Origin of the sequence: Rhizobium sp. OAE497 (assembly GCF_040546565.1) — a bacterium.
Lineage (GTDB): Bacteria > Pseudomonadota > Alphaproteobacteria > Rhizobiales > Rhizobiaceae > Rhizobium.
Genome location: NZ_JBEPOA010000003.1, coordinates 585,136 through 611,989, shown reverse-complemented (window position 1 = coordinate 611,989; position 26,854 = coordinate 585,136). Strand labels below are relative to the sequence as shown.

Genomic DNA, 26,854 nt, shown 5'->3' with positions numbered 1-26,854 from the left:
CTGTTCCAATCTTTTCGGTAGGACCGACAGGCATGTGTCGCCTGCCCGACCTGCAGGCTTTTGCCCGTCGACCGTTCCGTCACCTGAAACCTATGCCCAGGTCACACCGCGTTATATGCACCGATCCGACATCTTCTATGCGTCAATCGACGTACGTCCTAACGCGAGCGGTTCTCGCTTCTTTTCTGCTCGGCGCGTTGCTACGGGGCTTTCCTTGAAAATCCGCCGATAGAAACGGCCAAAATGCGAAGGAGATTCGTAGCCGCAGATGTCAGCGATCTCCGCGACCGAAAGTTCGGTATCGATGAGCAGCTCACGTGCCCGGCTCATCCGCAGATCGATGTAAAATTTTGAAGGACTTTTACCCAGAGATGCGTGAAACAGACGCTCAAGCTGACGCAGGGACAGTGCGACGCTCTCGGCAAGCTCTGATATTTCAACCGGATCGCCAAGTGTCGCCTCCATGCGGCGAACGACAAAGCCGAGCTTGGCATTCTTAATGCCAAAACGCTCTTCCGGCGCCATGCGCTGCACATCGTCCTGCCTGCGAATGCGAGGATGGTTGAATTGATCGGAAATCAATGATGCCAGATCGCGACCTTCCACTTCGGCGATCAGATATAGCATCATGTCGAGCGTCACCGTACCGCCAGAGGACGTCAGAAACCGTCCGTCGATCGCGAAAATATCGTCGGTCGCGAAGCAGTTTGGAAACTCACTGCGGAAGCTCGCCAGTGACTCCCAATGGACTGCACAACGTCGGCCTTCGAGTAAACCAGCCTTGGCTAGGAAGAAGACGCCGGTGCTGACGGCACCAAGGATACAGCCTTCAGAATATATTCGGCGTAACCAGGCGAAGACGATGCCATCATAGGCATCCGCGTAATTGATCCCAGCACAAACGATAACGACATCGCATCGCGGTCCCCTTCCGATTGCCGCTTCGGCGTCGAAGCCGAGCCCGCTGCTGGACCTGACATGCGATCCATCTGCGGAGAGAACGATCCACTCGAACCGTCTAGCTTTTGCCAATCTGTTGGCCTGCCTCAATGAATCCAGTGCCGCAGCGAAGGTCATCAACGGAAAATCTGGGACAAGATAGAAGCCAATCCGGATCGGACGGTCGCCCTGGGCCAGCTGTTTGAGAGAGTAAGCCTGCTCGCTCATCGAAAGGTCCACTTACTGCGCGGTGCGACAACACTGAGGGGCACGTGTCCCCGCCCCCGCAGATAAGACTAGCCTGTCGTCGGTGAGGCGTCGATACCCCGCCAGTTGTGCCGGTCTAAGCACCTGCGAGACGCCGACTCGTCGAACGTCACGCGGGCGATCAGCTGCTTCTCATCGTGAGCTGCTCTCAAGGCTACTGTGGTAGACCCCAACCCGGCGACATTAGTTGAAGATCAGTCGGCAATGACCCTGTTCGATCACACTTCGGTGCAGTTACTGCGCACCAGCGATGACAGTATCGAATTAACTGTGCGTCGCAGCATTGCGGACAGTTTATGAGATGCGTTGGCACAGCTCTTATCTGCAACCATCACGCAATGACACGGAAATCACGACGAACTTTCGTCGCGCCTGACGCTGCGCCCATTCGACGGCGCGTGTCACCCGTGCTTAATCCTCTTACCACACGGATCCATTGCGGCCGGCCTTATGTTAGCCGCCACCCGTTATTGTTCTTCGAGTGGTAGGTAGGTTCTTTGTGACGGCCCAAGTACAGGGCATCAGTTCAAGCCCGCTGGCCTTCCGTGCGCAACGTGTTTGCCAGCGGCGACGATACCGACTTCTGCCGTCCAAGGCGATGACAACCACCCACTTGAACGTTTCCGGCAAACGCCTCCGATCACGCTGGCAACGTGCCCTGAACTCGAGGCCAGAAACGGCACAAACCTCGCCCTCCTGCACGCACACAGTGACGATAGTCAGGCTGTCAATCAGCGCCGTTTGATTATCGATACGCAAAGTGCCGAACAGGAGCTTAGGTGATAACCGGAAACAACGGCCGCGCTCTCACGGTTAACTGACAAACGACACCAGCCCTTTACCGCGCCGGCTTCTGGCCTCCCGCTGCGGTAATCACACCGACAATGATGAGGCCTGTGAGCAGCAGGCGTATGCCTGCGCTGACGCCAAAGGTGTTCAGCATCGTCAGCAGAAGCACGAGAAAAAGCGCCGCACCCCAGATGCCGGGAACATTCGCCTTGCCGCCGGCCACCGACGTGCCGCCGATGACGACCACCGCAATGGACGACAGCAGGTATTCATTGCCGATATCAACATTGGCACCGCGGAAATAGCCGGCCAGCAGTGCGCCGTTCAATCCCCCGAGCATGCCAGACAGGGTATATGTCAAAAAGCGGATGCGGCCGACATTGACGCCGGCGAGCCATGCGGCGCGGATATTCTGCCCGATTGCCAGGACGGACCGGCCATAGATCATGCGGTTTAGGGCAATCGAAGCGCCCACCGTGAAGAGCACCGTGAACATAGCCAGTACCGGAAAGCCAAGAATCTGGATGTTGGTGAACTCGGCAAAGCCAGGCGGCGGCTTGATTTGCAGCCCGCGGCCATAGCTGATGTCGATCGATTGGATGATGAAGCTTGCCGACAGCGTCGCGATGATCGGTGGGATGCGCAAGGCCCAGATCAGCAGATAGTTCGCAACCCCTACCGCAGCGCCGCTGGCGAGCGCCGCCAGCAGGCCGATCACGATCATGCTGTCCTGCCCGTCCATCGTCTTCATGGCGACGGCACTGGCGAGACCGATATTGGCCGGCAGCGAGAGATCGACATTGCCGGGACCAAGTGTGATGACGAACATCTGGCCGATACCGACGATGACCATGAACACGGCGAGCGAGAGTGCTGCCGTGATCATACCGCCGGCACCGTAGCCGCCGGTAAAGGCGATCGTCGCCACCCAGGCGGCCAATGCGCCCATAAAGGACCAGATCCAGGGCTTTGCAGCAAGAGCCTTCAAACGCGCCATATTACGCCTCCTTGCGGCTGATGAGAGCACGCGCTGCAAGCACGATGATGAGGATCGCACCGTTTGCCGCGACCTGCCAATCCGGCGGAATATGCATGAAGGTCAGCAGCGATGACGCCGCAAGCGCGAGCGTCAGCGCGCCTATGACGGCACCAATCGGCGATACGCGCCCGCCCATGAATTCGCCTCCGCCGAGAATGACGCCTGCGATCGACAAGAGCGTGTAACCATTCCCGATATTGGCATCTCCCGACGAGGTGATCCCGATCAGCGTCAGCCCCGAGAGGACGCCAAAGCAGCCGGCAAGCGCAAAAAGCGTGACCTTGGTGCGCAACAGAGACCATCCGGCGCGTGCAAGCGCTGCCGGATTGCCGCCCGATCCGCGCAAGATCACGCCATAGGAGGTGCGCATCAGCCCGAAATAGACGATCAGGGCGATGATCACGGCAGCAACGATTGGAAAGGGAACAATGGGCGGCTTGAAGGATGTGATCGCCTGCAGCCAGTCCGGCGCCTTGCCACCTGGCTTCGGCAGGACCAGGATCGCCAGCCCCTGCCAAACGAAGCTCATGCCCAGCGTCACGACGATCGATGGCAGGTTTCGCAGGTGGATCAATGCCCCCAGTAATGCATAGATACCAATGGATCCAAGCAGAATGGCGATGCCGAGAAGCGGCGCATCGCGCAGCCAAGTCGCAGTGACGCAACCGACGAAACCGACAAAAGTGCCAATCGAAAGATCGAGCTCGTTGCCGGCGATCACGAACATCTGCGCGATGGTCGCAAGCGCAATCGGAATAGCGAGGTTCAGCATGAGACTGAAGCCGAAATAGGAAATCGCGCGCGGATTGAGCCAAGCGATCGCCATCAGCACGAGCGCGAGCGACAGTGCCGGCAGCATGGCGCGCAAGGCCCTCGTCCTGCCGGCGCTATTGCGGGCCGCACGCGTGACGGAACGGTCGAGCGAAACGAAAGTCATCCTAATGCACCTCGGCGAAGGAGGATTGAATGATCTTCTCCTCGGTCAGCTCGTCACGCGTCAGGTTAGCGACGATGCGACCGTTCTTGAAGACATAAACGTGATGGCAGTTGTCGAGTTCTTCCGTCTCGGTCGTATACCAGATGAAGGTACGACCGTTTGCCGCTTCCCGGCGGATGAGATCATAGACCTCGAGCTTGGTGCCTATATCGACGCCGCGCATCGGATCGTCCATCAAAATGATATCCGCATCGGAACCGAGAGCACGCGCAAACAGTGCCTTCTGCTGGTTTCCGCCTGAAAGCGACAGGATATTGTTGCTCATGTCCGGCGTGCGGATGCCAATACGGCTCTTCCAGATCTCCGCCAACTCGGCTTCGCGTTTCGGCGAGATCAGCAACCGGTCGCACAGACGCCTCAGCGAGCGGATAGAGATGTTCTCGGCAATCGACCACTGCGGAAAAATGCCATCCGATTGCCTGTCTCCGGCAACAAGCGCCACAGGTGCCGTCACCTCGACACCTGTTGTTCCGCGGTTGGCTGCTTTGAATATCGAAAGCAACAAGTCGGTCTGCCCATGACCTGCAAGTCCGGCAAGGCCGATGATCGAGCCGGCCTGGGCGACGAGTTGCGTGCCATCCTTTTGCTGGGTGGGCTTCGCCCTCACACGCGGCGCGCCTGCCGGTTGGACGGATGCAACCACCTGCGCCGCAATCTTTCCCCGGTGCGCGGCGCCGCCCATGGTGGCAACCAGCCTATCCCGGTCGTACGCACCGGCCAGATCAGTTGCGACGACCTTGCCGTCGCGCATGACGACGATCCGGTCTGAGTTCTGCAGCACTTCGCCGAGCACATGGGAGATCAGGATGCAACTTCCTCCCCCCGCCACAAACCGCCGGACGAAGGCAAGCAGCTGTCCGGCAGTGTGGGCGTCGAGCGAAGAGGTCGGCTCGTCCAGAATGACGAGATTCAGCGGATCCTCCGTTACCGTGAAAGCCCGGGCAACCTCGACCATCTGGCGTCGGCCGATCGAGAGATCCGCCACGACATCGGAAGCATCGATGCCATGGTCGGGAAATATCTCGTCGAGGCTAGCGGTAATGAGCGAAGCAGCTCGCCGGTGCCAGCCGAAGCCACGCAACGCAGGATGACTGATCCGGGTGTTTTCAGCCACCGAGAGATTGGGACAAAGCGAAAGCTCCTGGAAGACGCAGCGGACCCCAACCTTTTGTGCCCTGGCAACCGAATAATGCTCCTCGACCGTCCCAGCAATCGTCATCCGGCCGCGGTCGATCGTCAACGTTCCCGCAAGCATGTTCATCAGCGTCGACTTGCCGGCGCCGTTATGGCCGACAAGCCCGACACACTCGCCGGGATTGACCTGGAAATCCACGCCATCAAGTGCCCTCACGGCGCCGAAATGCTTTTCGGCGCCGCTCAGGCTGACAATGGGCCGGATGTCCTCAGCCGGTACTGGCACCATCACTTGATATTAGCCTTGATAGCTTTCATCGCATCGTCCTGCGTGTATTCGGTGGTGGCGACGCTACCAGCCGGGATATCCGCCAGATGCTTCTCAAAATCATCCTGAGTAAAGGCGAGATAAGGCACTAGAAGATCGTGCGGAATGTCTTTGCGGCCATCGAGCACCTGTTGGGCTACCCAGAAGGCCAGCGTTGAAACGCCGGGAGCGATCGACGCCGACCAGGTGGTGTAACCATCCTTGGCCTTCTGCTCTTTCCACCATTGCAGCTCGTCCTGCCGATTGCCCATGATGATGGTCGGACGCGGCTTGCCGGCTGCCGCAAAGGCCTGGGCGGCACCATAACCGTCGCCGCCTTGTGTAACGACGCCGATGATGTCCGGCAGAGAAGGCAGGACGGTCGCCACGGCCTTCTGCGCGGTGGTCTGGTCCCAGTTGCCCGTCACAGAGCTGACGATCTTGAATTCCGGATGAGCGGCGACGCCCTCCTGCAGACCCTTGTGAATGGAATCGTCGATGGATGTGCCTGCCAGCCCGCGGATCTCAAGCAGGTTTCCACCATTAGGGTGGAGCTTCTTCATCTGCTCGATTTCTTGCTTGCCCATGTCCTCGAAGTCGACGACGACACGGTAGGCGCAGGGCTCGTTGACGATACCATCGAAGGAAACGACGACGATACCTGCATCGCAAGCCTGCTTGACGGCGCCGTTCAGCGCATCCGGCGAAGCCGCATTGATGACGATGGCATCATATCCCTGCAGGATCAGATTCTGTAGCTGCGCTGCCTGGGTCGGCACCTCCTGATCCGCCGTCGTAAAGACGTCGGCGGTGCCGACAATCTTGTCGGCAACGGCCTTCTTGGTGACGATGTCATAGCTCTTCAGCATCGCCTGTCGCCAGGAATTGCCAGCGTAGTTGTTCGAGAACGCGATCTTCTTTCCGCTGGTATCAGCCAGAGCCGTGCCCGATGCAAGCAGCGCTGCAAGGCCGGCGAGTACGAAAATTTTATGCATTTCAATCCTCCCAAGTTGTTCGCATTGAGCGAAAGGCTCTTCCCCCGGTTCCGGCCCTCCGGCAACCGTCATCCGGATGCCGAGGCATCCGTGGCGCCGATCCTCCATCGACGGCCATTCCTGCTAGCCGGTTTCCCCGGACTTCAGAACAGTCTCAACCCCGGCACGCGCACCCTCAGTCTATGCAGCGAACTCGAAGCAGTAATGTAAAGGCTTTTCAAATCATCGTCACCGAAGGCAAAGTTGGCCGTCGGCTCCGGCGTGCGGATGATGCCGAGCGCATGGCCAGACGGGTCAAAGACGTGGATGCCGCCCGGTCCGCAGCAGTAGATATTGCCGCAGCTATCGATCTTCATGCCATCGGGCGCGCCCGGTTCCTCACCTTTGGTCTCGGCCCACACGGCGCCTCCCGACAGCTCACCCCGCGGCGAGATGTTGAAGACGCGGATATGCTGGCGCTCCGTGTCGTTGATGAAGAGACGCGATTCATCAAGGGAAAAACAAAGTCCATTCGGCTGGGCGAAATCGTCGATAAGCAGGGTCAGGTTCGAACCGTCGGGGTCGACCCGATACACGCCTTGAAAGGCGAGATCCTGCGGCCGCGGCACGCCGTAATATTCCATGCGCCCGAACGTTGGGTCGGTAAAATAGATCGCTCCGCCCGTCGCGACGACGATGTCGTTCGGGCTGTTCAGCTCCTTGTCCTTGTAGTGCGTGGCAATGATGCTGGTCGAACCGTCGCGCTCGAGGCGCGAAACACGGCTCGTTGCATGTTCGCAGGTGAGAAGACGTCCTTGCCGGTCGAGTGTATTGCCGTTCGCCTTGTGGCTCGGCCGCCGGAAATCCTCGATGATGCCGTTGGGCCGGCGGATATACATGCGGTTCTCAGGCATGTCGCTGAAGACAAGCCATTTTTCGTAGGGATGCCAAACTGGACCTTCGGTGAAGCCGAGCCCGCTTGCCAGCGTCTCCAAAGCCCCATCGCCGACGACATCCGCAAAACCGGGATCACGCGCGCTTTTCGCCATATCTCAAGCTCTTGGTCGCCTTGACGGTCTTTCCGGCGACGTACCAATCCGTGTCGGCAACATCCTCGAAAACGACCCAGATCGCTTCCTTGGGCAGCTCCGCCACCTCGCTGACCGCCTCGGTGACACGCCGCGCGATCTCGTTCTTGCGGTCCTGAGAATGTCCTTTGAGTATCTGAATATTGACGAAGGGCATAAGGTGTTCTCCCAACATTCTTATCATTGTGCCGACAGTAAGCCACGGATGGGGAATATCCCGCTACGCACGAAGACGCAGAACGGAGTGTGTATTCGCACAGTCTACCCGCTATTCTTTCCGGGTTGCGGTCTGTGCGAGCCACGCATCAAGGCTTTCCTGGGCCCGCCGCAGCGCATCGGCATTAATAAGGCCGCGCGCGAGCGCGAGGCAGATTGCCCGCGTTCTCGAGTTGAACAGAGAACCGCCCTCACCCGCGCCCTCCTCGGGCACAGCGACGCCAAGCTTTTCGTAAAGATGACGGATGCGCGCCTGCGCGCCGCGTGTAGAGAGGCCACGCCGCGTGGCGATCGCCTTGTCGGTCAGCCCGAGCGCGACGTCGAGCAAGCTCTCATATTCGCTGTCGGTGATCCCTTCTAGCCGATCCTGCACCCGATGCTGAATGCCTCTCACTTCCCGGTCGATGATGCAGTGTCCCTCGGCGAAGACCCCTCGCAACGCCGACCGCATGCCCTCCTCCGAGGCCGATTTTAACACATAGCCGTAGACCGTGCCGGGCGGCACGATGCGCGCGACACCGCGCACATAGGATTCGTCGGCAAAGTTCGACCAGAAAAGAATATGAGTATCGGCGCGCCGGTGCCAGATCGAGCGTGCGACCTCGATGCCGGTTGCCTTCGGCAACTGCAGATCAAGCACGACATAAGGCGGCTCCCGGTTACGGGCGAGATCCATCGCCACATCACCGCGGCCTGTTTCGATGACCTCGACATTGCCGGGCCAGAGGTGTTCGATGATATTGCGCACGAAGGCCCGATGTAGCCCGTCATCTTCAGCGACCATCACCAGCATTTAGAGGCTCTCCATCGCAGCTGGCGCGATTTCGGGCGGCAGCGTTCCGGCAAAGACCGATTCGCCGACAAGTGGCACTTCGAGCGCCACCCGTGTGCCGGCCTTACGGCCGGAGCGGCCGATACGCAACCGCGCGCCGATCAGGTCGGCGCGCGTGTGCATATGGCCAATGCCGCCGCTCGCCTGCGGATCGACGTTGAAACAGCCCGATCCGTCATCGGAAACGATTACCCGCAGCAGCGCCGGTGTCGATTCGACGCGCACCTCGATGCGGCCGGGCGTTGCATGCTTGACAGCATTGTTGATCGCTTCCTGCGCAATACGGTATATCGCCGTCAGTGTCCGCTCAGGCAGGTCATCGGCGGCACCCCCGCTCGTATCATGGATGTTCACTGCAATCGATGGCGTGGCCCGGCTGACGCTCCGGTTAAGATGCGCCTCTATCGCATCGCGCAGACCGAACAGTTCGAGGACGCTCGGCCGCATGTCATCGACGATGTGGCGCAGTTCCGTCAGGCAATTGACGATTTCCCGCTCGAGTTCGGCAAGCTGCCCGGCTCCGGCAACACCATGGCGATGAAGCGCCGACACCTGACGCACCACCCGTGACAGGTCTGCAAGCGTTTGGTCGTGCAGGTCCATCGCAATGCGCCGCCGTTCCCGCTCCATGCCTTCGGTCAGCCGCGAAGCCCCGACGCGTAAAAGTTCCTCGCGATTGCGTGCCGTGCTTTCGGCCAGCATGGCGCGGTGCGCCTCCTCGCTCTGGATCAGGGCGAAGATATAGGGAGCAATGAATTCCGCACATTGCTGGGCGATCTCCAGATCGGCGGAGGTGTAGCAGCCCGGTTCATGGCGGCTGATGTTGAGCGCGCCGATGATGTCGCCCCGTGCGCGCAACGGCACGATGATACGGCTGCGGAGCTTCGCGGCAAAGATTGGTTCGTCGAGCGCACCGACGAAATGAAACCGCTGATCGTGCAGCGCGTCGTCGGTCAAAAGAAAGGGCAGCTCGCCTCTGAGCACCGCGCGTACCGGGCTCAGCTCGACCGGTGGCGGACTGAGCACCAGTTCGCTCCAACTCGTCTGGCAGCCGGTCTCATAACAGATGTGACTGCGACCCTCGTTCAGAAGTACCGCGACGTCGATATGGTCGTGCGGCAACAGCCTGCCGATCTCGACTGCCGTTGCGCGAAACGCTGTCCCCGGATCCATGTGTCCGGCAAAGGCCCTGGAGATCGCCAGCAGCCGATCGACAAGTTCAGCGTCGTTTCCGATCATGCATTATCCTCCAACTCCGTTCTCCCGGCGAAGTCAGGCCGATGATGGCACCTTTCTATCGAGATTGCATCAGGTTGATTTTCCGGGTCGTGACATTGCCCGGCGAGAAGGCTGGGCTTTCGTCCCTAAAGCCGCCCAACGCGCGATCGGCCACTCGATGTCGGCCCATCACGAATGTTCGCCGCACGCATGACGACTTTGCGGCCGAATTCAAAGCGGCCGACCGGGACGTGAAAGTTGAGGTTCGAGCGGCATTGTTGCTATGGGCCGACAAAGGCCCAAAGCTTGGTCGGCCGTCGGCCGATGCCTTGAGGGGCCAACTACGGCAATATGAAAGAGCTCCGTTTTGAAGCCGCTGATGGGGAGCGGCGCGCGGCATTCGCATTTGATCCCGAGACAAAGAGCGCAATGGTAAAAGACCATGTCGATCGCGGGTACTTTTCTGCACGTTTTGCCTTCATGGTCTTCCCCGATGGAAGCGCTCTACCTCTATCTCCTAAGCCGCCGTCATCAATCGGCGGCGCTGCGAGCGCTTGTTGCCTCCTAAAAGTCCGTGCCAGCGACCGTCCGGTCCTGCTCAAGCGGAGAGCGATATAACGACGTCCTGGATCGGTTTACTGGGCGCGGCCGCCTTCTCGCCAATAACTGTCGATGATATGCTGGCCATTGTTGACGACCCGCTGACCCAGCTCTGGATCGCCGCCTTTCAGCGTATCGGGATCGCCACCGCACAAACGGACGAATGTCACCTGCTGAACCGTGAACATGAAATACTCCCTGCTGGTCGGCGCGAATTCCAGGCCGGCCTCCTTGAAACCGTCTGCGACCTCGGCAGCCGCGACGTCGATTGCCTTGAAGACCTTGTCTAACATCGAACGCTCCGCCGCATTGCGGATCTCGAGGTATTTCCGCTGTTCGGGCGTCGGCGCGGAGCAGGTCTTTTCAGTCATACTTTTCTCCATAGGATCAGGTTGGCGTTACGAACGTTGGCACTATTTGATGGGGAAACGCAGGAGGTTGTAGATGAAGGTCCGAAAGTTCAGCATGTCGGACGCGGGACTCGTCAAATCACCCGGACAGGATGCCGACATTTATGTCGGAAACCTGGTGGACGAGAGAAACGGTGGCCCTGTCTCGATCGGCTATGGGCGGTACGCACCCGGTCAGTCGCTGACCGAAACGATGGCCGTCGACGACACCATGATCGTGCTTGAGGGACGACTGTCCGTATCCACCAGCGACGGAACGGTCACCGCGGGACCGGGCGACATTGTTTACATGCCTAAGGGTCAATCCGTCACCATCACGACTGAGGGCGAAGGCGCGACGACGGCCTATGTGACCTATCCGCACTGGGCCGAGGCTCGAGACAGATGAGGAAGACCTCCTGCCCTGCCGACAGGGCCTGCCCGGTTTTGCAGCCGTAGAGCCCTATCTCTCCACCACCGCGGATGCCGGCGATTGCCAAAACCCGCCCTGCTCCACCCAGGCGAGGTGGATCGGGTTGGCATAGGAACCCGAGGAATTCCGAAGCCCCCGCAGCCACAAAGCAATATCGGGCAGCGATCGTAACGTCCTTTCGGCGCACGTTAAAGATCGGCACCTCCGTCCAGTCCTTCGAGCGGTAGATGCGTTGCTCGACAGTGATGTCGTCCGGCTTGTTGGAAGCGTTCCGCTCCACCGCATTGATCTCCGTATCGTGCTGATGGACCGCGGTCGGCGCAGCGAACGCCGTAAACCCGAAGAATGCTTCGCTGTCGCGCGGTCGGCCCTGAAATCCGCCCGCCGTCGCAATACCTGGCAACGTGACGATCCCTGCAGGTCTGCCACTCATGCCGAAGCGGCGTATCTCCGTCTTGGCATCGACGAGATGGGCGATGAAGAGCCCTCTGCCCATGACCGCAGCCTCGTTGAGAACCGCCCTATCTGCGTCCTCGGCGACGACTTCCCGGAGACGAGGATGCTCTTCGGCCGTGTTGAGCGACACGACAAGCCCGCCCTCTGCGCCATCGGGTGACGAGAAAAGGCTTTCTTTCGTCATTGCCGATGACGAACCATTCGGCTCCCATACGCCGTTCCAGCATATCGCGGCCGGGAAGCGTGTGGAGATAGCGCCTGGTTACCTTGTTCCGGCCGTCAACCCGGGTGGCGACAGTTATGCGACAGAACAGAAGTGAAACTGATGCTCCAGACAGCTCAAGCAACTGATCTGGGCGAAAACTACGTTGAGAAAGTTGCCCCGCGAAAAAGCAAATCAAACGTCCCCAACGCGTAATGTCTTTAGCTGCCGACGCCTCCTTCTCCGGCATCCGCGCTGTCGCAGGACTACACGAAAAAGCCTGCCGCGGGAGGAGTTGCGGCAGGCTTTCAGCAATAACCGAACAGCAACTGGGAGGAGGAGTGTTGCTGCTCCCGCAAACGCCTCTGGGAGGAGTAAGGCGCTTGCATATCGAACCGATGCGGGAGGAGGTGCATCGCTTCGATGGACACATCATACGGATCCCCGTCGCCTATTAAATAGACTTTGCTGCACCGCAGTCATGCGCAAGGCGCATACCAACTCCAGGGAGCCTCGGTCGATTATTCAAAACCGAATTCCGCGTCTGCCACCTCCGCTCTCCAATGCGACGGAACAAATCGTCATGTATTGCCTTTTGCTTGTCGAGGTTGCGTGCTCAGTCAACCGAACGTGACAGGGATAATGAACGCGATGATTTTCCGGTTTCTCATCGCGCCAACGAAACGGCAGTCGAGCGTCTCACCTGTCTGGCCCGCGCCTAATCCCGTCTTCATCCGAGGCGGGAGGCGGATTTGTACCGGGGACGGCCATGGCAAGCGACAAGCTCTCGACCTACAAGCAGAAGCGCGATTTTCAGAAGACGCAGGAGCCGAGCGGCGCAGCGAAGCTGAAAGCATCGACCCGCAGGCGCTTCGTGATCCAGAAACATGATGCGACGCGCCTGCATTATGACCTGCGGCTCGAACTCGACGGTGTCTTCAAGTCTTGGGCGGTGACCAAGGGACCGTCACTTGATCCGCACGACAAGCGTCTGGCGGTCGAGGTTGAAGACCATCCGCTGGACTATGGCGACTTCGAAGGGACGATCCCCAAGGGCCAGTATGGCGGCGGCACGGTCATGCTCTGGGATCGCGGCTACTGGGAGCCGGAAGGCAACAAGACGCCTGAGCAGGCCCTGGCCAAGGGCGACTTCAAGTTCACACTGGAGGGCGAGAGGCTTCACGGTAGCTTTGTCCTGGTGCGAATGCGCAGCGACCGCGACGGCGGCAAGCGGACCAACTGGCTACTGATCAAACATCATGACGACTTCTCAGTCGAGGAGGACGGCGCGGCCGTCCTTGAGGACAACGCAACGTCGGTCGCCTCCGGCCGAACCATGGAGGCGATTGCCGCCGGCAAGGGCAGGAAGCCGAAGCCGTTCATGGTCCAGAGTGGCGACGTTCAGGCCGATGCCGTCTGGGACAGCAACCACGGCCTTGCTGCTGAAGGACGCAAAGCCGAAACCAAGACTAAACGGACATCAGCCGCAGCCAAAAGTGCCAAGCCAGCGAAGTCCGTAATGCCCGAGTTCATCCCTCCGCAGCTTTGCGAAACGCTGGAACGCCCGCCCTCGGCCGGGGGCTGGGTCCACGAGATCAAGTTCGACGGCTACCGCATCCAGGCTCGCATCGAAAACGGCGAGGTGACGCTGAAGACCAGAAAGGGCCTGGACTGGACGGCAAAATATCCGGCGATTGCAACATCGGCCGCGAACCTGCCAGATGCCATCATCGACGGCGAGATCTGCGCCCTCGACGAAAACGGGGCGCCAGATTTCGCAGCGCTTCAGGCAGCACTGTCGGAGGGAAAGACCGACGCGCTGGTCTATTTCGCTTTCGACTTGCTGTTCGAAGGCGACGAAGATCTGCGGCAACTGCCGCTCATCAAGCGGAAGGAACGGCTGCAGAGATTGCTGGATGGTGCCGGTGAGGATTCACGCCTGCGTTTCGTCGAGCATTTCGAAACCGGTGGTGACGCCGTCCTGAAGTCGGCCTGCAAGCTCTCGCTGGAAGGCATTGTTTCAAAGCAGGCGGATGGTCTCTATGAGTCGGGCCGCACCAAGACATGGGCGAAGTCCAAATGCCGCGCCGGCCATGAAGTCGTGATCGGTGCTTATGCCAAGACCAACGGCAAGTTCCGCTCATTGTTGGTCGGCGTGTTCAGGGGTTACCACTTCGTCTATGTCGGCCGGGTCGGAACCGGCTACGGGGCCAAAACGGTCGACGCGATCTTGCCGAAGCTTCGGAAGATCGAGACCGACAAATCACCGTTCACCGGCATCGGCGCGCCGAAGAAGGATCCCAACATCGTCTGGGTTGAACCCGAACTGGTCGCCGAGATCCAGTTCGCCGGCTGGACGGCGGACGGCCTGGTCCGTCAGGCCGCCTTTAAGGGATTGCGCGAAGATAAACCCGCAGCCGAAGTCGAGGCGGAAATGCCGGCATCGCCGGCGAAGACAGAGACCCCGGCGCCGGCCGCGACAAAGCCATCAAGGCCGGCACGCGGCAAGAACGCCAAGGCCGAGGTGATGGGCGTGATGATCTCCAGCCCGGACAAGGCCCTGTGGCCGGATGCCAATGACGGGGTGCCGGTCACCAAGGAGAATCTCGCCCACTATTATGAAGCTGTCGGACCATGGCTTATCGACCATATAAAGGGGCGGCCATGCTCGATCATCCGCACGCCAGACGGCATCGGCGCCGAGCAGTTCTTCCAGCGGCACGCAATGCCTGGAACGTCGAACCTCCTCGAACTGGTCAAGGTGTTCGGCGACAAGAAACCCTATCTGCAGATCGATCGGGTCGAGGGCCTCGCCGCCATCGCCCAGATCGGCGGCGTTGAGCTGCATCCCTGGAATTGCGAACCCGGCCAGCCGGAGGTTCCCGGTCGTCTTGTCTTCGACCTTGATCCCGGTCCGGACGTACCCTTCTCCACCGTGGTCGAAGCCGCCCGCGAAATGCGCGATCGGCTAGAGGAACTCGGCCTCGTCAGCTTCTGCAAGACCACCGGAGGCAAGGGTCTGCATGTCGTCACCCCGCTTGCCGTGGCCAAGGGCAAGAAGCTGACATGGCCGGAGGCAAAAGCGTTCGCACACGATGTCTGCCTGCAGATGGCACGCGACAACCCTGACATCTATCTGATCAAGATGGCCAAGAACCAGCGCAATGGCCGGATATTCCTCGACTACCTGCGCAACGATCGCATGGCGACGGCGGTCGCGCCCCTATCGCCACGCGCCCGGCCTGGAGCAACGGTATCGATGCCGCTCACCTGGAGCCAGGTGAAGACGGATCTCGATCCGAAACGCTTCACGATCCGCACGGTACCGGCGCTCTTGTCCAAGACGATCGCCTGGCAGGACTATTGTGATGGACAGCGCTCGCTGGAGCAGGCCATCAAACGTCTTGGCAAGATGATGAATGTGGCGGCATGACATACGGGCGAGGACATAGTCAGTGCAGGGACTTCCACAATGTCGACCGTCTGCGTCCGCATTCGCCACATGCGTCGGTTAGCGCGGCTCATGGACCCGGGACTCCACTTTCCCGGCATACGATTTTTTTGGCGCTTTCCGCAACGCCGTCGCCCGCGACGCAGGCCCTCACATTGACCATTTCCTGCTCAGTCCCTCGCTGCGGAACGACTACAAACCTGCGGCGTCGACAAGCTCGCGCGCCGGGGAGCACACCAGCGATCACGCCCCGGTCTCTATCGAACTGGATAACGATTAGGCCGCGATCGCCAAAACCATTGATGACAAAGGAGCAGACAGACAATGGCGGAGGGACAAGACTTTGATACCGCGGCGTTCGCGGACCAGTTTTCCGCGATGACCGACGAAGAACTCTTTGTGCTGATGCAGAAGCTCGAAGACGAAAGCGGAGACATTCCTTCTAAAGACCGCGACAGCAGCGAGGTCTTTGTAAGGATCGCCATGGTTGAAACCGCGATCGAAGAGCGATTCCCAGGACAGCTATTGGCGCCATACAAGGACTGGCAGCAGCGACGCCTCGATATCTAAGGAGCGACGATGGTGACAGAGTGACCCGACAAATGCCTGTTCCAGCGTTGCCGAGTTTGGTATCGACCGTGTAAAGCATCACCACGTGTCCTTGCCATCATGGAATCGGTGTCCAAACCCAAGCAGTCCGCGAACTCCCTTCGGTATGGTCTCTTAGCTTTTCGCCGTCACGGTCGTCATGTCTTAATCCCGTAACTCGGTAGGTCAGAGGTATTACTCTTGACCGCTGCTTTCAGTTATCGCTCTCGATACGTGTTGACGAAGGATCGCTAGCAACCCATTTCAATGCCATGCGAAAAGAACAGAAGAATGACGTCGAACTCCTGAAGACGTGGCGGCTCGCGTCGGCAGCGACCATGGGATCGGCGGTTCGCGCCAAGGGTATTCTTCTGGAACTCCGGGCACGGGTTCCGGCCGCCGTGAAGAAGTCGCTTGATCTCGATGCGGGCGAAATCACCCTCGTGATGCCCGCCAGCCAGAAGAACGAATTCCACGCTGTATCGGCTATCGTCAGCAAGGTGCTCGACGGCATCGAGCAGTTGCCGGTCATCCCGCGCGAGATCCAGGACATCCTGACGATCACGACCAGCGAGCGCCATCGTTGGCTGGCGGACGGCCGGCTGCCGAGTGCTGGAACACGAACAGTCCGGCTGAACGGCCGCGCCCGCCGGATCACCTTTCACGTGTTCGATCCGAAGGTTGTCGTGGACATTCTGGATCGAGGTGCAGTGGATGAATGGCGCGAGGAAGACGCGATCGCCAAAGCCGAAAATCGGCGCCGCGCCGCATATCAGGCGAAGCTGACCCGATCACTGAAAAAGAGTAAGGCAAAGAAGGCTGAGACCACGACCGACGCCAATTCGCCGAAGCTGGAAGGCTGGGAAGAATTCGGACGCGACGGTTTCTTGAAATAGGTCAAATCCAGGTTACTCGACGAAATACGCCCGGGCAAAGAATACCGCCGTTGTCGCGACGGCAAGTACAATGGTGAGAGCCCTGATCGCAGAAGCCGGCAGTTTCCGGCCGATATGCGCTCCCAACCAGCCGCCGAGAAGCGCCCCGATCAACATCGGCAGGCATTGAGACCAGGCAATCGCTCCGGCTGCGACGAAAACGATGACGGCCACCGCGTTCGCGGCCATGACCATCAGCATTCGCATCGGGCTCAATTCCTTGATCTCTCCTCCGCCGAAGACACTCCAGGCCGCCAGCATCATCAGGCCGACCGCGCCACCGAAGTAGCCGCCATAGACGCCGAGTAAGAACTGGACGGGGACGATGGTCGAGGTTTGGGCTGAAGCACGGCTCCGGAAGACCGCGCTGATCCGGCGCCCGAAAACCAGCATGAGCGTAGCGATCAGCAGCAGCCAGGGGAGGAAGGCGTCGAACACACTGGAAGGCGTCAATAGCAGCAGCACGCTGCCGCAGAGCCCTCCGAGGACCGTTGCAAGCGCAATCGGCAAGACCGGCACACCGCAGACTTTGCCGAACCCTTCGCGATAGACCCAGGAGCTCGCCAATCCGCCAGGGAAAAGGGAAAATGTGCTCGTCGCATTTGCTGCGACCGACGGTACTCCGACCGAAATCAGCGCCGGCAGGGACACGAAGGACCCGCCACCGGCCAACGCATTCATGCTGCCCGCCAGCATCCCCGCGAACAACAGAAGCAAGATATCATTCATCGAAACTGCCAGGATTTGCATGTGGGCGCGTCGTACGGATGATGGTCTATCATCGCAGGCGCGTCGAAGCGAGACCGCGTGGGTGCAGTCCTGCCCTCGACTGGCTCTGGAGCACTAGCCGACGCTATAACCGCCATCGACAGGCAAGGTCACACCCGTGACGAAATTCGCAGCCGGCGAGCAGAGGAACAAGATCGGCCCGACCAGATCGTCGGCCGTGCCCCAGCGCCTGAGAGCTGACCGGTCAGCAATCTTCGCCTCGCTCTGCGGAACCGACCAGAGCGGCCTCGTGCACCCAGCGCTGCTCGTTCGAAGCTTGGCTCTCGTTACGCGAACGAGGATCAGGTTACCAGCGCGCGCTGGGGCGCAGCCAATCAAGCCGACCGCGAACGGAATTCCGTCCATTTGTGGAATAGGTTGCGAAATTCCGAATGATCACTACCGTTTTTCAGTCATTGAGCAAACAACTGCTCGCAGCCCGCAAAAATCGTCGGCTGAGCCAACCGGCACTGGCTGAGCGAGTTGGCCGAAATCGTGCCCGCATAGCGGAACTGGAACGTGAACTCCCAACGCGATCGCAGACCGGCGATAGACATCTGATCTCTCCGGCGACGTTCGCCATCTGGGAAAATGCGGACTGGCCCGATCCTCGCTGGTAATGCCGGTTCGAACGAGTAGCCGAAATGGTTGAGCCCCGACCTCATCGAAGAGCGACTGCTGGGATTGGCCGCAAGGATCGGGCCGCATCAATGCAGATGAGATTGGATGGCCGAAAGTCACCGGCGAGGTGTTTTGGAACGTGGCTGAATCTGCTGCAGCGGTCGAAGGCGCAGCGGAAAAGCCGCTGCGTGCGAGCAGCCATCAAATGCCAAAAGCAACGCAAGAGTGCATTATTGCTGACATGGAAATGCTTCGCCCAGAGCCTTTGTCAGTAGTTCATCTGAGCTTTGCGACAGCGCATCCTGATGATTAGCGAGATATTGGCAGTAAGCGGTCGTCATTTGATTGGCGGAGAGGTTGCGGCTCAAGCAGAGCCTCGTCGCGCCATCGACCTTCGAGCTTTCCATACCGCTCAAGTTATCCGCCGACCATTTGTCGACCCATCCAGTCACGTAACCGGTCACAAAGCTTGGTGTTCGCTGACAAGCATCATGGAGATCCTGGCCCGTCCATGGACCTGCAATCAAGGGTGTGGTCGAAAAAAGTAGGAATGCTGCGGCCAAGTGAAGCTTCATATTATCCCTTCTCTTTCACTTCTCTGCTGTTTGAAGCCAGAGCTAATAGCGCCTTCTGCAATGTGCAATCGTAATTTAGACGCACAGCTGGCATCTCGCGACGATTGACCCAGCCCTCGCCGGGGCGACGGAGCCGAAGTCGCTCGTCTGAGGCAACACCTCATATCGCCAATCCCGGTAACGACCGAGGAACCGAGCCGCTTAGGCCAAGACCTCAAGGATCGCCGGGCGTCCGCACCGAGGCCGTTCGTTAGCCCTGAGCAAAGAAAGCGCGCTACGCCGAGAATGGTTTCGCGTAGGTCACTCAAGATGACAGGAGAGCACATCGAGCTCACCGGTGACGCCGCGAAAACGGCTAAGCAAAGGGCCAATCCGTCAACGGAACAAGAAGCTTTTTGGGGCGTTTTTGCGCTCAGATCGACAGAGGCACGCATGCACGCCAAATCTAGGTTTTTCCGCACTTCCAAAGGTACAAGCGTTCACTATCTAGAATCTGGACCGAGTGAGGCCGCCCCGGTTATTCTACTTCATGGGTGCGGAAGTTTCGCCGAAGAAGTTTTGCTGCCCTTCCGGGACACGAGCCATCGTCTTATCGCGCTCGACCGGCCCGGCTACGGCTACAGCGACAGCCTGGACGGCCCTGAACACGGCCCGCTTGGTCAATCGTTCTGGCTTGAGGACGTCTTGGAGGGTTTGAAGATCACTGGAGCAGTCGTCGTCGCGCATTCGATTGGAAGCGCGATCGCTGTGCATCTTGCCGCGCGAAGGCCCGATCTTGCCCGCCGCCTGCTGCTGCTTTCTCCCTGCTGCAGCCCGATCTACGACAAGCCGATGCTCGACCTGCGTATCGCAACGGCTCCAATCGTTGGAACCTTCATAAGTAGACATGTCCTTTCCCGATACGCGGCCTTGCTCGCAAGGAAGGGGCTGACAGCGTCAGCCTTTCCGAACGAAGTCCCTACTGAACTTGCTGCGCTTGCGCCTGAGCGCTTCGTCAATAGCAGCGCTATCGTGACAATGGCCAACGAGGCGAGGCTCTTTAACCGCGACATGGCCACACTGTCCAGATTGCCAAGCGACTTGGAGCTGCGGATCATCTTCGGATCCGGCGACCGGATCATCAAGCCTGCCCGTCACATCGAATGGCTTCGACGCGTGCACGGAAATCCAACGGTTCGGGTCCTTGAAGGGGTGGGGCACCTACCGCACCATTCGGTCCCTGGCATCGCGCTCGAGGCGCTTCAAGAACTCGTCAGCTGCCAAGCCATTGCCGATCCCGCTCTCCAGCACCCCCGTGCTGTTGCTTGATCACGATATTCCTAGCCTTTGAACTCGCGGACAGCCAGTGGAAAACCCGTCGTGGCACCCGCACACAGTTTTCTGCAGCAGTCATCTAGTTTTGATGCGCGTATGACACCGTCGCCTGAGACCCAATAGGAGGCGAAATGCGGGAGAAGAAGCTACGTCAGATCGAAGGCATGGCCACTACGATACGCGAATTGGCAGTACCGGGCATGAAGCCCAAGGCGCTGATCGATGCCGTTAAAGCGCGCTATCCGGATGCATCGAAGAAAGAAATCGCTCGCGCTGCGTTCTTAAGCGTGATCCTCTCGTCCGAGTTCAGCCCCGAAGACACACAGGCGCTGCATGATCTGGCACGAGGAACACGCGACAGCGACAACGACTGACGTCCATGAGACAAAGCCTTGCTGAAGCCGCGTCACAAGGATGCCATTGCCACTACAGGCAATCCCTGAAGCCCTTTAAATCAGCTGACATTGGCGGTCGATGGCTCCCGCATTCTAAACGGTCAGCAGCAGAACTCCGACAGCCCGCTGCGAAGTTGCCGGGCGCGCCCGGGCCTGCTTGTCCAAAGTCGGCTGCGAGGTGCCGCTCCCGTTGCCAACGACTGGCGCATTCGCGTCCAGAATGGTGCATGGAAATGCTGTTTGGCCTGAAGCCTGGGACGCGCAAAAGGGTGGAACAGACTGTTAGCACAGCGGCGCAGCAGGGCTTGAAGCTCTCTTACCGCCTCGGCAAGCAACCGGAAGGGGACTGGCTTTTGTAGCCGCTTAACGTCACCGCACTCAGGTGGGATGACGTCCGGATCGTAGCCGGTGATGAAAACAAACGCGACGCCGCGCGCCTTCATGGACCGGGCGATCTCGAAGCGGGGCCACCACCGCGCAGCGGCTCCCTCGCTTGGACACGGACAAAGGACTTCCGCCCCAGCTCCCCGTAACGCTGCCGCGGCGTCGCCGGCCAGATAGTCGTCGTCCACGGCTAGGATCCGGCGAGGTCACGCCGGCTATGGTCCTTTCTTTTCAGGAAGGTCTCGCTACGGCTCGCACGGAACTCCAAACCTTCACGCGGGTTTTCCCTCACAACAAAGGAGTGCCGAATGCACAAGGATACAAAGGCCCAGCAGGCCATCGAAGAGACAGGAAAGAAATCGCCTGAAGCAGCGGATCTCCCGGCAGCCGGCCCTCACGACAAGCCGCACCTACAGGACGAGAGCAAGACGCCTGGCGCCGGTTTGCTTCCAGACAAGAACGACGACAGCGTTTCACCAGGCAGCGGCTGAATATAAAAAGGGATGCTCCCCGGTTGGGAACGGGTGAACCCTCTCGGCTACGACTGCGGCGGAGGCCGGAGTGGTTGGACGAATGCCGTGCGAGCCCGGGTCGGCCTAGCAGGCGGGCGATGAACGAAAGTTGTACGGGCAAGATTGGAACAGCGTTTAATACGAGGTAGTTCCCAGCGCGCCCACCGCGTAGGTTATTTCTCGCAGCGCTTCCACGCTCAGACCACGCCGGGATCGCGTCCGGATTGCCCGCTCGCAGGCGGTAACCGTGTCGCCCCGCGCTCGTTTTCATGCCTCCAGGCGGCGTTGCCCAGCATGTCGCCGAACGCGATCTTGCAACTTGTGAACGTCTGCTTCATGTCGCCCTGAGCCGGAGCTTTGACTTCTAGTTCGCGGCCAATGCCGTTGAGCACCTGGACGTGCCACATGTAGGTCTTCCTTGAAGAGGCAATCTGGCTTGCGGGTTCCCGGCCATTGAGCCGCTCGATGCGAGATCTTATGCGGCGGTCGCATCATGTGCGAGGTAGAGCAGTTTTGTAGATCCTTGATGTCGGATTGTTGCCAACGGACCAATGTCGTTCTCCTTCTTGGGTTGAAGGAGATCGGGGCACAACAGTGGTTCTTTCTGCGCCGAAACCGTCCTCTATCGTACCGTCCTCAGAATTGAGGGCATATCGGCCGGAACTTCTACGGTACAGGCGGGTTACAATCAGGACGTTCCTGTCCCAATCCCATCCCAACTGGAGATGACCATGACCCTAGAAGGGAAGAAGATCGCTATCCTCATTGCACCACGCGGCACCGAGGAACCCGAATTCAAGCAGCCCAAGGACGCAGTCGAAGCTGCCGGCGCGACTGTCACGGTCGTCGGGATCGAGGCCGGTGAGGCCAAGACCAACAACGGCGATCTTGATCCGGGCGGCAGCTACCCCGTGGATAAGGCCGTAAACGACGTGTCGGCTAGCGATTTCGACGGACTCGTGATTCCTGGCGGGACCGTCGGCGCCGACAAGCTGCGGGCGGACGGCGATATCGTTTCGTTCGTGCAATCCTTTTTCGAGCAAGGCAAGCCGGTGGGTGTGATCTGCCACGGCCCCTGGCTCTTGGTGCAAGCGGACGTTCTGAAGGGGCGTACGGTCACGTCCTATTTGTCGATCCGGAAGGACATTGAGAACGCCGGCGCAACCTGGGTTGACCAGGTGGTCGTGACCGATCAGGGGCTGGTCACGAGCCGAAAGCCCGATGACCTGCCAGCATTCTGTGCAAAGATCGTCGAGGAGTTTGGCGAAGGCAGACATCCAGAACAGGCACGCAGCGCCTAATCGGATATAAAGAAGCGTCGGCTTCTTCGGCGCTTCACCACCTTCGAGCGGCCGTCAGCCCACTGCTTACGGCATTTCTTGAACGGATCTCTTTAAATTGCTGGCGGCGTCGTTCAGGCAGAGCGAAAAGCCGAAGCGTCCCCACGACGATTTCAAGGATGATGAACGTACCGGACGCCGAGAGACTACGGTCCATCGTGCCGGAACCATAGCCGCCGCTGCGGCTATGGTTCAAGTCGATGCCCCTTGGCGTCCCGTCGCCACAAGCGCCTTCAAAGGATCCATCCTCCATCAATTGTAAAAGACTTGCGCCGGTCATATAGGCAGAACCAGGGCCGGCAAGGTACGACACGAGTTCGGCGATTTCCGCCGGATCGGCGACGCGCTTCAACGGGCTCCGATCCGCAAGGAACTCGATCGACCCGGCATTCATATCGGTATTCGTCGGACCGGGCTGGACGTTGTTGACCGTGATGCGCCTGGGCGCCAGGTCGAGCGCGAGCCCTTTGACCATAGCCGCGACTGCCGCCTTCGTGAACTGGTACACGCTGCTTCCCCGAAATCCGGTTCGTTCAGCCGTATTGGAACCGATGGTGATGACCCGACCACCATCCTTCATCTGTGCGACCGCGGCCTGGATGGCGAGGAAAACGCCCCGGATATTGACGTCAATCATCAGGTCCAGTTCTTCGAGTGTGACCACATCGACAGTGTTAAGGCGAAGGACCCCGGCGTTCAGGACGACGGCGTCAAGTTTGCCCAGTTCGTCCACCGCCTTGCTCACTGCCGCCCGGATCGCTTCGGGATCGGCGCTGTCGGCCCGAATGGCGACAGCATTTCCCCCTCCTCCTCGAATTGAGGAAGCAAGCTCCGATGCGCTGTCGGTCGCGACACGTAGGTGAAGGCAACGGCGAAGCCATCCTCGGCCAGCTTGCGTACGGCTGCTGCTCCAATTCCACGCGCACCTCCGAAGACGAGTGCGGTTCTGCGTTCTTCGATCGTCATGATTTTCTCCATTTTTGACAGGTCGATCCATAACTGGCCAAAAGAAATCCCTCTTGCTAGAGGGACCGATTAGTTTTCGAGGCGTCGCGTCGCAAAGCGAGCCATTGCCTTCAGTTCTGCGCTGGATGCGCCGCCGCGTGCCGCCAGCTGGAGGCCGGTCATTGTCATCAGTACGAACGAGGCCGCCTCCGCCGGGTTGAGGCTTCCATCGATCTTCCCCTGCTCCTGCCCTTCGCCAATCCTTAGGGCAATGCCCCTGTAGAGACGTTCGCTGGATGCCTTCCTGCGGGCATTGAGTTCCGGGTCCGTCACCCCGAACTCGCCGACCGATCCGACGCCCATGCATCCCAGCACCCGCTCCTGGTCATCTTCGGCGACGAGACCTGAAAGCAGGTTTTCGATACCTTCGAGCGGATCGCCCTCGGATAGGCGTCTGAGATGACCAGACGTTGTCCGACGCTGGTATGCATCAAGTGCTTCAAGGTACAGGGTCCGCTTGTCGCCAAATGCGCCATAAAGACTCTGTCGACCTATGCCCATCGCTGCGCGCAGATCGTCCGTCGATGTCGCGGCGAAACCTTTAGCCCAAAACACCCTCAAAGCCGCTTCCAACGCCGCGTCGCGGTCGAACTCTCTTGGTCTTCCCATGAGGTATCAGTACGAGTTACGGACAGATCAGTCAATAATTATTTTGGCGAACTTTGATGACGGCGGGGCAATATCGCGGGAAGTATCACGTTCGCAGCCTATCTCACCTCCTCGACCTCCGCATAAGGACATCGCCTCCGCAAGATCGGTCATGGCAGGACGGTCGGAAGTAGTGTGTTTCGCCTACGAGAGAGACTTCCGCAGAAAGGATAGTGCCTTCGCGGCGCCGGCGCTCGAAATCGTATGTCCGACGCCCGGCTCAACATCGAGCTCGACGTCGAAACCAGCCGCTCGGAATTGTGCCGCCGCAAGGGTCGACGCAGCGTATGGGATCGTCGTGTCGACCTGCCCGTGCACCATGAGGATCGGCGTCTGCCGGCTGACTGACGATATCTTCTGGGGCGGAAGGAGGCCAGCGAAGGAAACGACTGCGCCGACCTTCCAGCGGCCGGAGGCGACCGCATCGAGAGCGACGACAGCACCCTGCGAGACACCGACGAAGGCGACCCTGTCGTGCGCGTCTGCGAAACCTTCGCGCCGGACGACATCGTCGATCAGTTCGTCGAATGCTTCACGGGCGGCCATGACCTTCGCTGGATCAAGCGGATTGCCTTCCGTCGAAAACCATTGGTGGCCGCGCCAGTGATGCATGGGGGCGTCCGGGGCAGCGAACCGGGTGCTTGGAAGGCCATCACGCCAGGACGAGGCCAGCGGCATGAGCTGGGCACCCGACGCGCCGATGCCGTGCAGAAAGATGACGAGGTGGTCGAGGGATAACATGACGATCCTGAATGTTTCGAAATGGCCCGACGGCGCTCGACCTCAAGAGAGGGAGCGGCCGTCTCACCCCACGCGCAAGCCGTCACGCAGACGCCGGCGGACGCCGCTGCGGAAGCTCACGTGATAATGGGGTGGCCCACTGTAGATGGTGTAGAGAATGCATCTTTGCAAGCTGCAGGACGCGTTGCCGTACGCTAGTGGACGGGAGGCCTCAAGCTGTTGAAGGACCTGCTCAATTACCCCATATATGAGGAAACCCTCAAGGATGATTGTCATGGTAAGCAGGATCAGGAAGACCCTGACCGTGCAACAGCGCGCGGCGGCCTTCGAACACACGAACAAGATTGCAGCCGACGCTGCAGATGAAGAGCGGCGTCTCCGCGAAGAGAAGAATGAGCGTCTCCGCAAGCTCCGGCTTGCGGCCGCCAACCCATCTTCAGAATAAACCGTTGTGCAGACCCGAACGTAACAAACACGTGCTTGCAGCACATCGGAGGAAAGTATGGATCATGTTAATATCGAAACGTCCTCGGACGATGCCGGCAAGGCGGTCGGCTCACGCCTTCGCGAAGCCCGTATCGCACGATCATACAGCCTCGAGGATCTTGCGATCGCCACCGGCCTGACCGAAGCGGAGATTTCAGCCATCGAGGTCGGGACGTCCATCGACGCTCTTCATATCGAACGCATCGAGCACGCGCTCGGCTAGGAGCGTTCGATCCCACTCTAAATTCGGCCGCTCAAGAACTCCAGAGCTCCATATAAACCAGTGCTGTCCCGTCACTGCTGCGGCCCCTCTGCCTGCTCTTCTTTCCTCCACCGTCACCTTCGCTCAGTCTTCTGTGGTTACCGGCGACGGCGAGAAGAAGCACGCCGATCACACGAAGAAGCGTTCCGCCACTGAAACTCGAGGACCGGCAAGCAAGGCGGCCTGATACCCATGTTCGGGAACCTTCTTCCGCTGCCGCAATCGGCGGCCGGCCGAAGCGTCGACCCAGAACCTGCAGTCGGTCTCTCTCGAGGGGCGTCGAATGCACTGTCCACACATTGCGGATTGACGACCGGAATAATCATGGATATTTTGTATCTATGATTCGGAGGGTGGGATGAAACTCAGCGAAGGCGTCGAACAGGCAATTCATTGCGTGGCGTTCCTGGCGGGACTGTCGGAAGACGGCGTGCTTTCGGCGGCAGCCCTGGCGGAACTGCATGGCGTGTCCACAAGCTACCTCTTCCGAGGGGGCCAAGGCGCTCTTCGGTGTCCACCACTATGTCACGGCCAAGACAAACTTGCCGGCAGAGCTGATCCACCTCGTCTTTCTGCGCGTGTCCCAGATCAACGGCTGCGCACACTGCATAGACATGCACAGCCGCGATCTGCGCAAGACGATGTCCATCGACAAGATCACGCTGGTTGCGGTGTGGGACGAGGTGCCTCACCTGTTCAGCGACCAGGAACGCGCCGCTCTCGCCTGGGCAGAGGAAGTGACAAATGTCAGCCAGACCCATGCGTCGGACGAGGCCTATGCTGCCGCTGCGGCCGCCTTCGACCCGAAGGACCTCGTCGATCTGACGATCGCGATCGCCGCTATGAACGCCTTCAACCGCCTCGGCGCGCCGTTTCGCCTTCCGGTGGCGGCAAAGGCCTGATTTGGCCCGCAGCACTCGGAAGAAAGTGGCCCGCCGGACTGCGCAAA

Annotated in this window: 29 protein-coding genes and 2 pseudogenes; 12 read left to right on the top strand and 19 right to left on the bottom strand. The window is 59.6% G+C overall.

The features are described 5' to 3' along the window. Nucleotides 1-135: 135 nt before the first annotated feature. The 10 genes from ABIE40_RS29585 to ABIE40_RS29540 all read right to left on the bottom strand — a co-directional run bounded on the left by ABIE40_RS29585 (nt 136) and on the right by ABIE40_RS29540 (nt 10,771). Nucleotides 136-1,167, bottom strand: coding sequence for a GlxA family transcriptional regulator (locus ABIE40_RS29585; protein ID WP_112716984.1), 1,032 nt, complete (start codon nt 1,165-1,167; stop codon nt 136-138). Between the two features lie 877 nt (nt 1,168-2,044). Beyond that, on the bottom strand, nt 2,045-2,992 hold the full coding sequence (locus tag ABIE40_RS29580) for an ABC transporter permease (RefSeq protein ID WP_199628404.1): 948 nt from the start codon (nt 2,990-2,992) through the stop codon (nt 2,045-2,047). Nucleotide 2,993: 1 nt separating this feature from the next. Beyond that, complete coding sequence (locus ABIE40_RS29575; protein ID WP_199628405.1) at nt 2,994-3,971, bottom strand: ABC transporter permease; 978 nt, start codon at nt 3,969-3,971, stop codon at nt 2,994-2,996. A gap of 1 nt (nt 3,972) precedes the next feature. Further along, nucleotides 3,973-5,454: a sugar ABC transporter ATP-binding protein gene (locus ABIE40_RS29570; RefSeq protein ID WP_199628650.1), complete on the bottom strand. Its 1,482-nt coding sequence runs from the start codon at nt 5,452-5,454 to the stop codon at nt 3,973-3,975. Further along, nucleotides 5,454-6,467 carry an ABC transporter substrate-binding protein gene (locus tag ABIE40_RS29565; RefSeq protein WP_112716994.1) on the bottom strand — a complete coding sequence of 338 codons (1,014 nt, stop codon included), beginning with the start codon at nt 6,465-6,467 and terminating at the stop codon, nt 5,454-5,456. The genes ABIE40_RS29570 and ABIE40_RS29565 overlap by 1 nt, the downstream gene beginning before the upstream one ends. Before the next feature lie 143 nt (nt 6,468-6,610). Beyond that, a complete protein-coding gene (locus ABIE40_RS29560) occupies nt 6,611-7,441 on the bottom strand; it encodes an SMP-30/gluconolactonase/LRE family protein (protein WP_354541232.1) in 831 nt (276 codons plus the stop codon). Nucleotides 7,442-7,475: 34 nt separating this feature from the next. Beyond that, complete coding sequence (locus ABIE40_RS29555; RefSeq protein WP_354541231.1) at nt 7,476-7,691, bottom strand: tautomerase family protein; 216 nt, start codon at nt 7,689-7,691, stop codon at nt 7,476-7,478. 111 nt (nt 7,692-7,802) lie between these two features. Beyond that, entirely contained in the window at nt 7,803-8,543 is a 741-nt protein-coding gene (locus tag ABIE40_RS29550; protein ID WP_130279693.1) for a response regulator transcription factor, read from the bottom strand. After that, nucleotides 8,544-9,821 (bottom strand): GAF domain-containing sensor histidine kinase, encoded by a 1,278-nt coding sequence (locus tag ABIE40_RS29545; RefSeq protein ID WP_199628406.1) that lies wholly within the window; start codon nt 9,819-9,821, stop codon nt 8,544-8,546. A 614-nt stretch (nt 9,822-10,435) separates the two neighbouring features. Next, the gene (locus tag ABIE40_RS29540) at nt 10,436-10,771 is read right to left on the bottom strand and encodes a hypothetical protein (RefSeq protein WP_199628407.1); all 336 of its coding nucleotides are present in this window, start codon (nt 10,769-10,771) and stop codon (nt 10,436-10,438) included. Between the two features lie 73 nt (nt 10,772-10,844). On the opposite strand from ABIE40_RS29540, the gene ABIE40_RS29535 reads away from it, so the two are divergent. Next, nucleotides 10,845-11,198 (top strand): EutQ-related cupin domain-containing protein, encoded by a 354-nt coding sequence (locus ABIE40_RS29535; RefSeq protein WP_199628408.1) that lies wholly within the window; start codon nt 10,845-10,847, stop codon nt 11,196-11,198. On the opposite strand, the gene ABIE40_RS29530 is transcribed toward ABIE40_RS29535, so the two are convergent. Beyond that, complete coding sequence (locus tag ABIE40_RS29530) at nt 11,125-11,862, bottom strand: prolyl oligopeptidase family protein (protein WP_199628409.1); 738 nt, start codon at nt 11,860-11,862, stop codon at nt 11,125-11,127. The two genes, ABIE40_RS29535 and ABIE40_RS29530, sit on opposite strands and share 74 nt — an antisense overlap. A 787-nt stretch (nt 11,863-12,649) precedes the next feature. Between ABIE40_RS29530 and ligD the strand changes: the two genes are divergently transcribed. The 3 genes from ligD (at nt 12,650) to ABIE40_RS29515 (ending at nt 16,815) form a co-directional block, all read left to right on the top strand. Next, complete coding sequence (gene ligD, locus ABIE40_RS29525; RefSeq protein WP_199628410.1) at nt 12,650-15,313, top strand: DNA ligase D; 2,664 nt, start codon at nt 12,650-12,652, stop codon at nt 15,311-15,313. Between the two features lie 342 nt (nt 15,314-15,655). Next, nucleotides 15,656-15,901 carry a hypothetical protein gene (locus ABIE40_RS29520; RefSeq protein WP_148195349.1) on the top strand — a complete coding sequence of 82 codons (246 nt, stop codon included), beginning with the start codon at nt 15,656-15,658 and terminating at the stop codon, nt 15,899-15,901. Between the two features lie 290 nt (nt 15,902-16,191). Beyond that, entirely contained in the window at nt 16,192-16,815 is a 624-nt protein-coding gene (locus ABIE40_RS29515; protein ID WP_199628411.1) for a hypothetical protein, read from the top strand. Nucleotides 16,816-16,827: 12 nt separating this feature from the next. Here the strand turns inward: ABIE40_RS29515 and ABIE40_RS29510 are convergent, their stop codons facing one another. The 4 genes from ABIE40_RS29510 to ABIE40_RS29495 form a co-directional block, all read right to left on the bottom strand. Beyond that, a complete protein-coding gene (locus ABIE40_RS29510) occupies nt 16,828-17,583 on the bottom strand; it encodes a sulfite exporter TauE/SafE family protein (RefSeq protein ID WP_199628412.1) in 756 nt (251 codons plus the stop codon). Nucleotides 17,584-17,697: 114 nt separating this feature from the next. Continuing rightward, the gene (locus tag ABIE40_RS31085; protein WP_148195352.1) at nt 17,698-17,988 is read right to left on the bottom strand and encodes an SDR family oxidoreductase; all 291 of its coding nucleotides are present in this window, start codon (nt 17,986-17,988) and stop codon (nt 17,698-17,700) included. Nucleotides 17,989-18,035: 47 nt separating this feature from the next. After that, on the bottom strand, nt 18,036-18,179 hold the full coding sequence (locus ABIE40_RS29500; RefSeq protein ID WP_162708697.1) for a hypothetical protein: 144 nt from the start codon (nt 18,177-18,179) through the stop codon (nt 18,036-18,038). Between the two features lie 294 nt (nt 18,180-18,473). After that, complete coding sequence (locus tag ABIE40_RS29495; protein ID WP_148195353.1) at nt 18,474-18,818, bottom strand: Rap1a/Tai family immunity protein; 345 nt, start codon at nt 18,816-18,818, stop codon at nt 18,474-18,476. Nucleotides 18,819-19,127: 309 nt separating this feature from the next. On the opposite strand from ABIE40_RS29495, the gene ABIE40_RS29490 reads away from it, so the two are divergent. The 3 genes from ABIE40_RS29490 to ABIE40_RS29480 all read left to right on the top strand — a co-directional run bounded on the left by ABIE40_RS29490 (nt 19,128) and on the right by ABIE40_RS29480 (nt 21,402). Continuing rightward, nucleotides 19,128-20,126, top strand: a complete 999-nt coding sequence (locus ABIE40_RS29490) for an alpha/beta fold hydrolase (protein ID WP_199628413.1) — start codon at nt 19,128-19,130, stop codon at nt 20,124-20,126. A 137-nt stretch (nt 20,127-20,263) separates the two neighbouring features. Then, a complete protein-coding gene (locus tag ABIE40_RS29485) occupies nt 20,264-20,506 on the top strand; it encodes a hypothetical protein (protein WP_112717031.1) in 243 nt (80 codons plus the stop codon). Between the two features lie 713 nt (nt 20,507-21,219). Further along, nucleotides 21,220-21,402, top strand: a complete 183-nt coding sequence (locus tag ABIE40_RS29480; RefSeq protein ID WP_112717033.1) for a hypothetical protein — start codon at nt 21,220-21,222, stop codon at nt 21,400-21,402. A 218-nt stretch (nt 21,403-21,620) separates the two neighbouring features. Here ABIE40_RS29480 and ABIE40_RS29475 read toward each other — a convergent pair whose 3' ends face one another. Further along, nucleotides 21,621-21,830 (bottom strand): hypothetical protein, encoded by a 210-nt coding sequence (locus tag ABIE40_RS29475; RefSeq protein WP_199628414.1) that lies wholly within the window; start codon nt 21,828-21,830, stop codon nt 21,621-21,623. A 324-nt stretch (nt 21,831-22,154) separates the two neighbouring features. Here ABIE40_RS29475 and ABIE40_RS29470 point away from each other — a divergent pair, with 324 nt between their 5' ends. Continuing rightward, entirely contained in the window at nt 22,155-22,724 is a 570-nt protein-coding gene (locus tag ABIE40_RS29470) for a type 1 glutamine amidotransferase domain-containing protein (RefSeq protein ID WP_199628415.1), read from the top strand. 272 nt (nt 22,725-22,996) lie between these two features. Here ABIE40_RS29470 and ABIE40_RS29465 read toward each other — a convergent pair. The 3 genes and pseudogenes from ABIE40_RS29465 to ABIE40_RS29455 all read right to left on the bottom strand — a co-directional run bounded on the left by ABIE40_RS29465 (nt 22,997) and on the right by ABIE40_RS29455 (nt 25,157). Further along, nucleotides 22,997-23,729: pseudogene (locus tag ABIE40_RS29465) on the bottom strand (SDR family NAD(P)-dependent oxidoreductase). A 69-nt stretch (nt 23,730-23,798) separates the two neighbouring features. Then, the gene (locus ABIE40_RS29460; RefSeq protein WP_199628416.1) at nt 23,799-24,377 is read right to left on the bottom strand and encodes a TetR/AcrR family transcriptional regulator; all 579 of its coding nucleotides are present in this window, start codon (nt 24,375-24,377) and stop codon (nt 23,799-23,801) included. A gap of 183 nt (nt 24,378-24,560) precedes the next feature. After that, on the bottom strand, nt 24,561-25,157 hold the full coding sequence (locus ABIE40_RS29455) for an alpha/beta hydrolase (protein ID WP_130279711.1): 597 nt from the start codon (nt 25,155-25,157) through the stop codon (nt 24,561-24,563). Nucleotides 25,158-25,431: 274 nt separating this feature from the next. Here ABIE40_RS29455 and ABIE40_RS29450 point away from each other — a divergent pair, with 274 nt between their 5' ends. The 4 genes and pseudogenes from ABIE40_RS29450 (at nt 25,432) to ABIE40_RS29435 (ending at nt 26,807) form a co-directional block, all read left to right on the top strand. Further along, a complete protein-coding gene (locus tag ABIE40_RS29450; protein ID WP_199628417.1) occupies nt 25,432-25,602 on the top strand; it encodes a hypothetical protein in 171 nt (56 codons plus the stop codon). 57 nt (nt 25,603-25,659) lie between these two features. Further along, the gene (locus ABIE40_RS29445; protein ID WP_148195358.1) at nt 25,660-25,866 is read left to right on the top strand and encodes a helix-turn-helix domain-containing protein; all 207 of its coding nucleotides are present in this window, start codon (nt 25,660-25,662) and stop codon (nt 25,864-25,866) included. 397 nt (nt 25,867-26,263) lie between these two features. Next, nucleotides 26,264-26,461, top strand: a pseudogene (locus ABIE40_RS29440) (transcriptional regulator); the annotation flags it as partial. Further along, complete coding sequence (locus ABIE40_RS29435) at nt 26,367-26,807, top strand: carboxymuconolactone decarboxylase family protein (RefSeq protein ID WP_199628418.1); 441 nt, start codon at nt 26,367-26,369, stop codon at nt 26,805-26,807. The pseudogene ABIE40_RS29440 and the gene ABIE40_RS29435, both read left to right, overlap by 95 nt. The last annotated feature ends 47 nt before the right edge of the window (nt 26,808-26,854 follow it).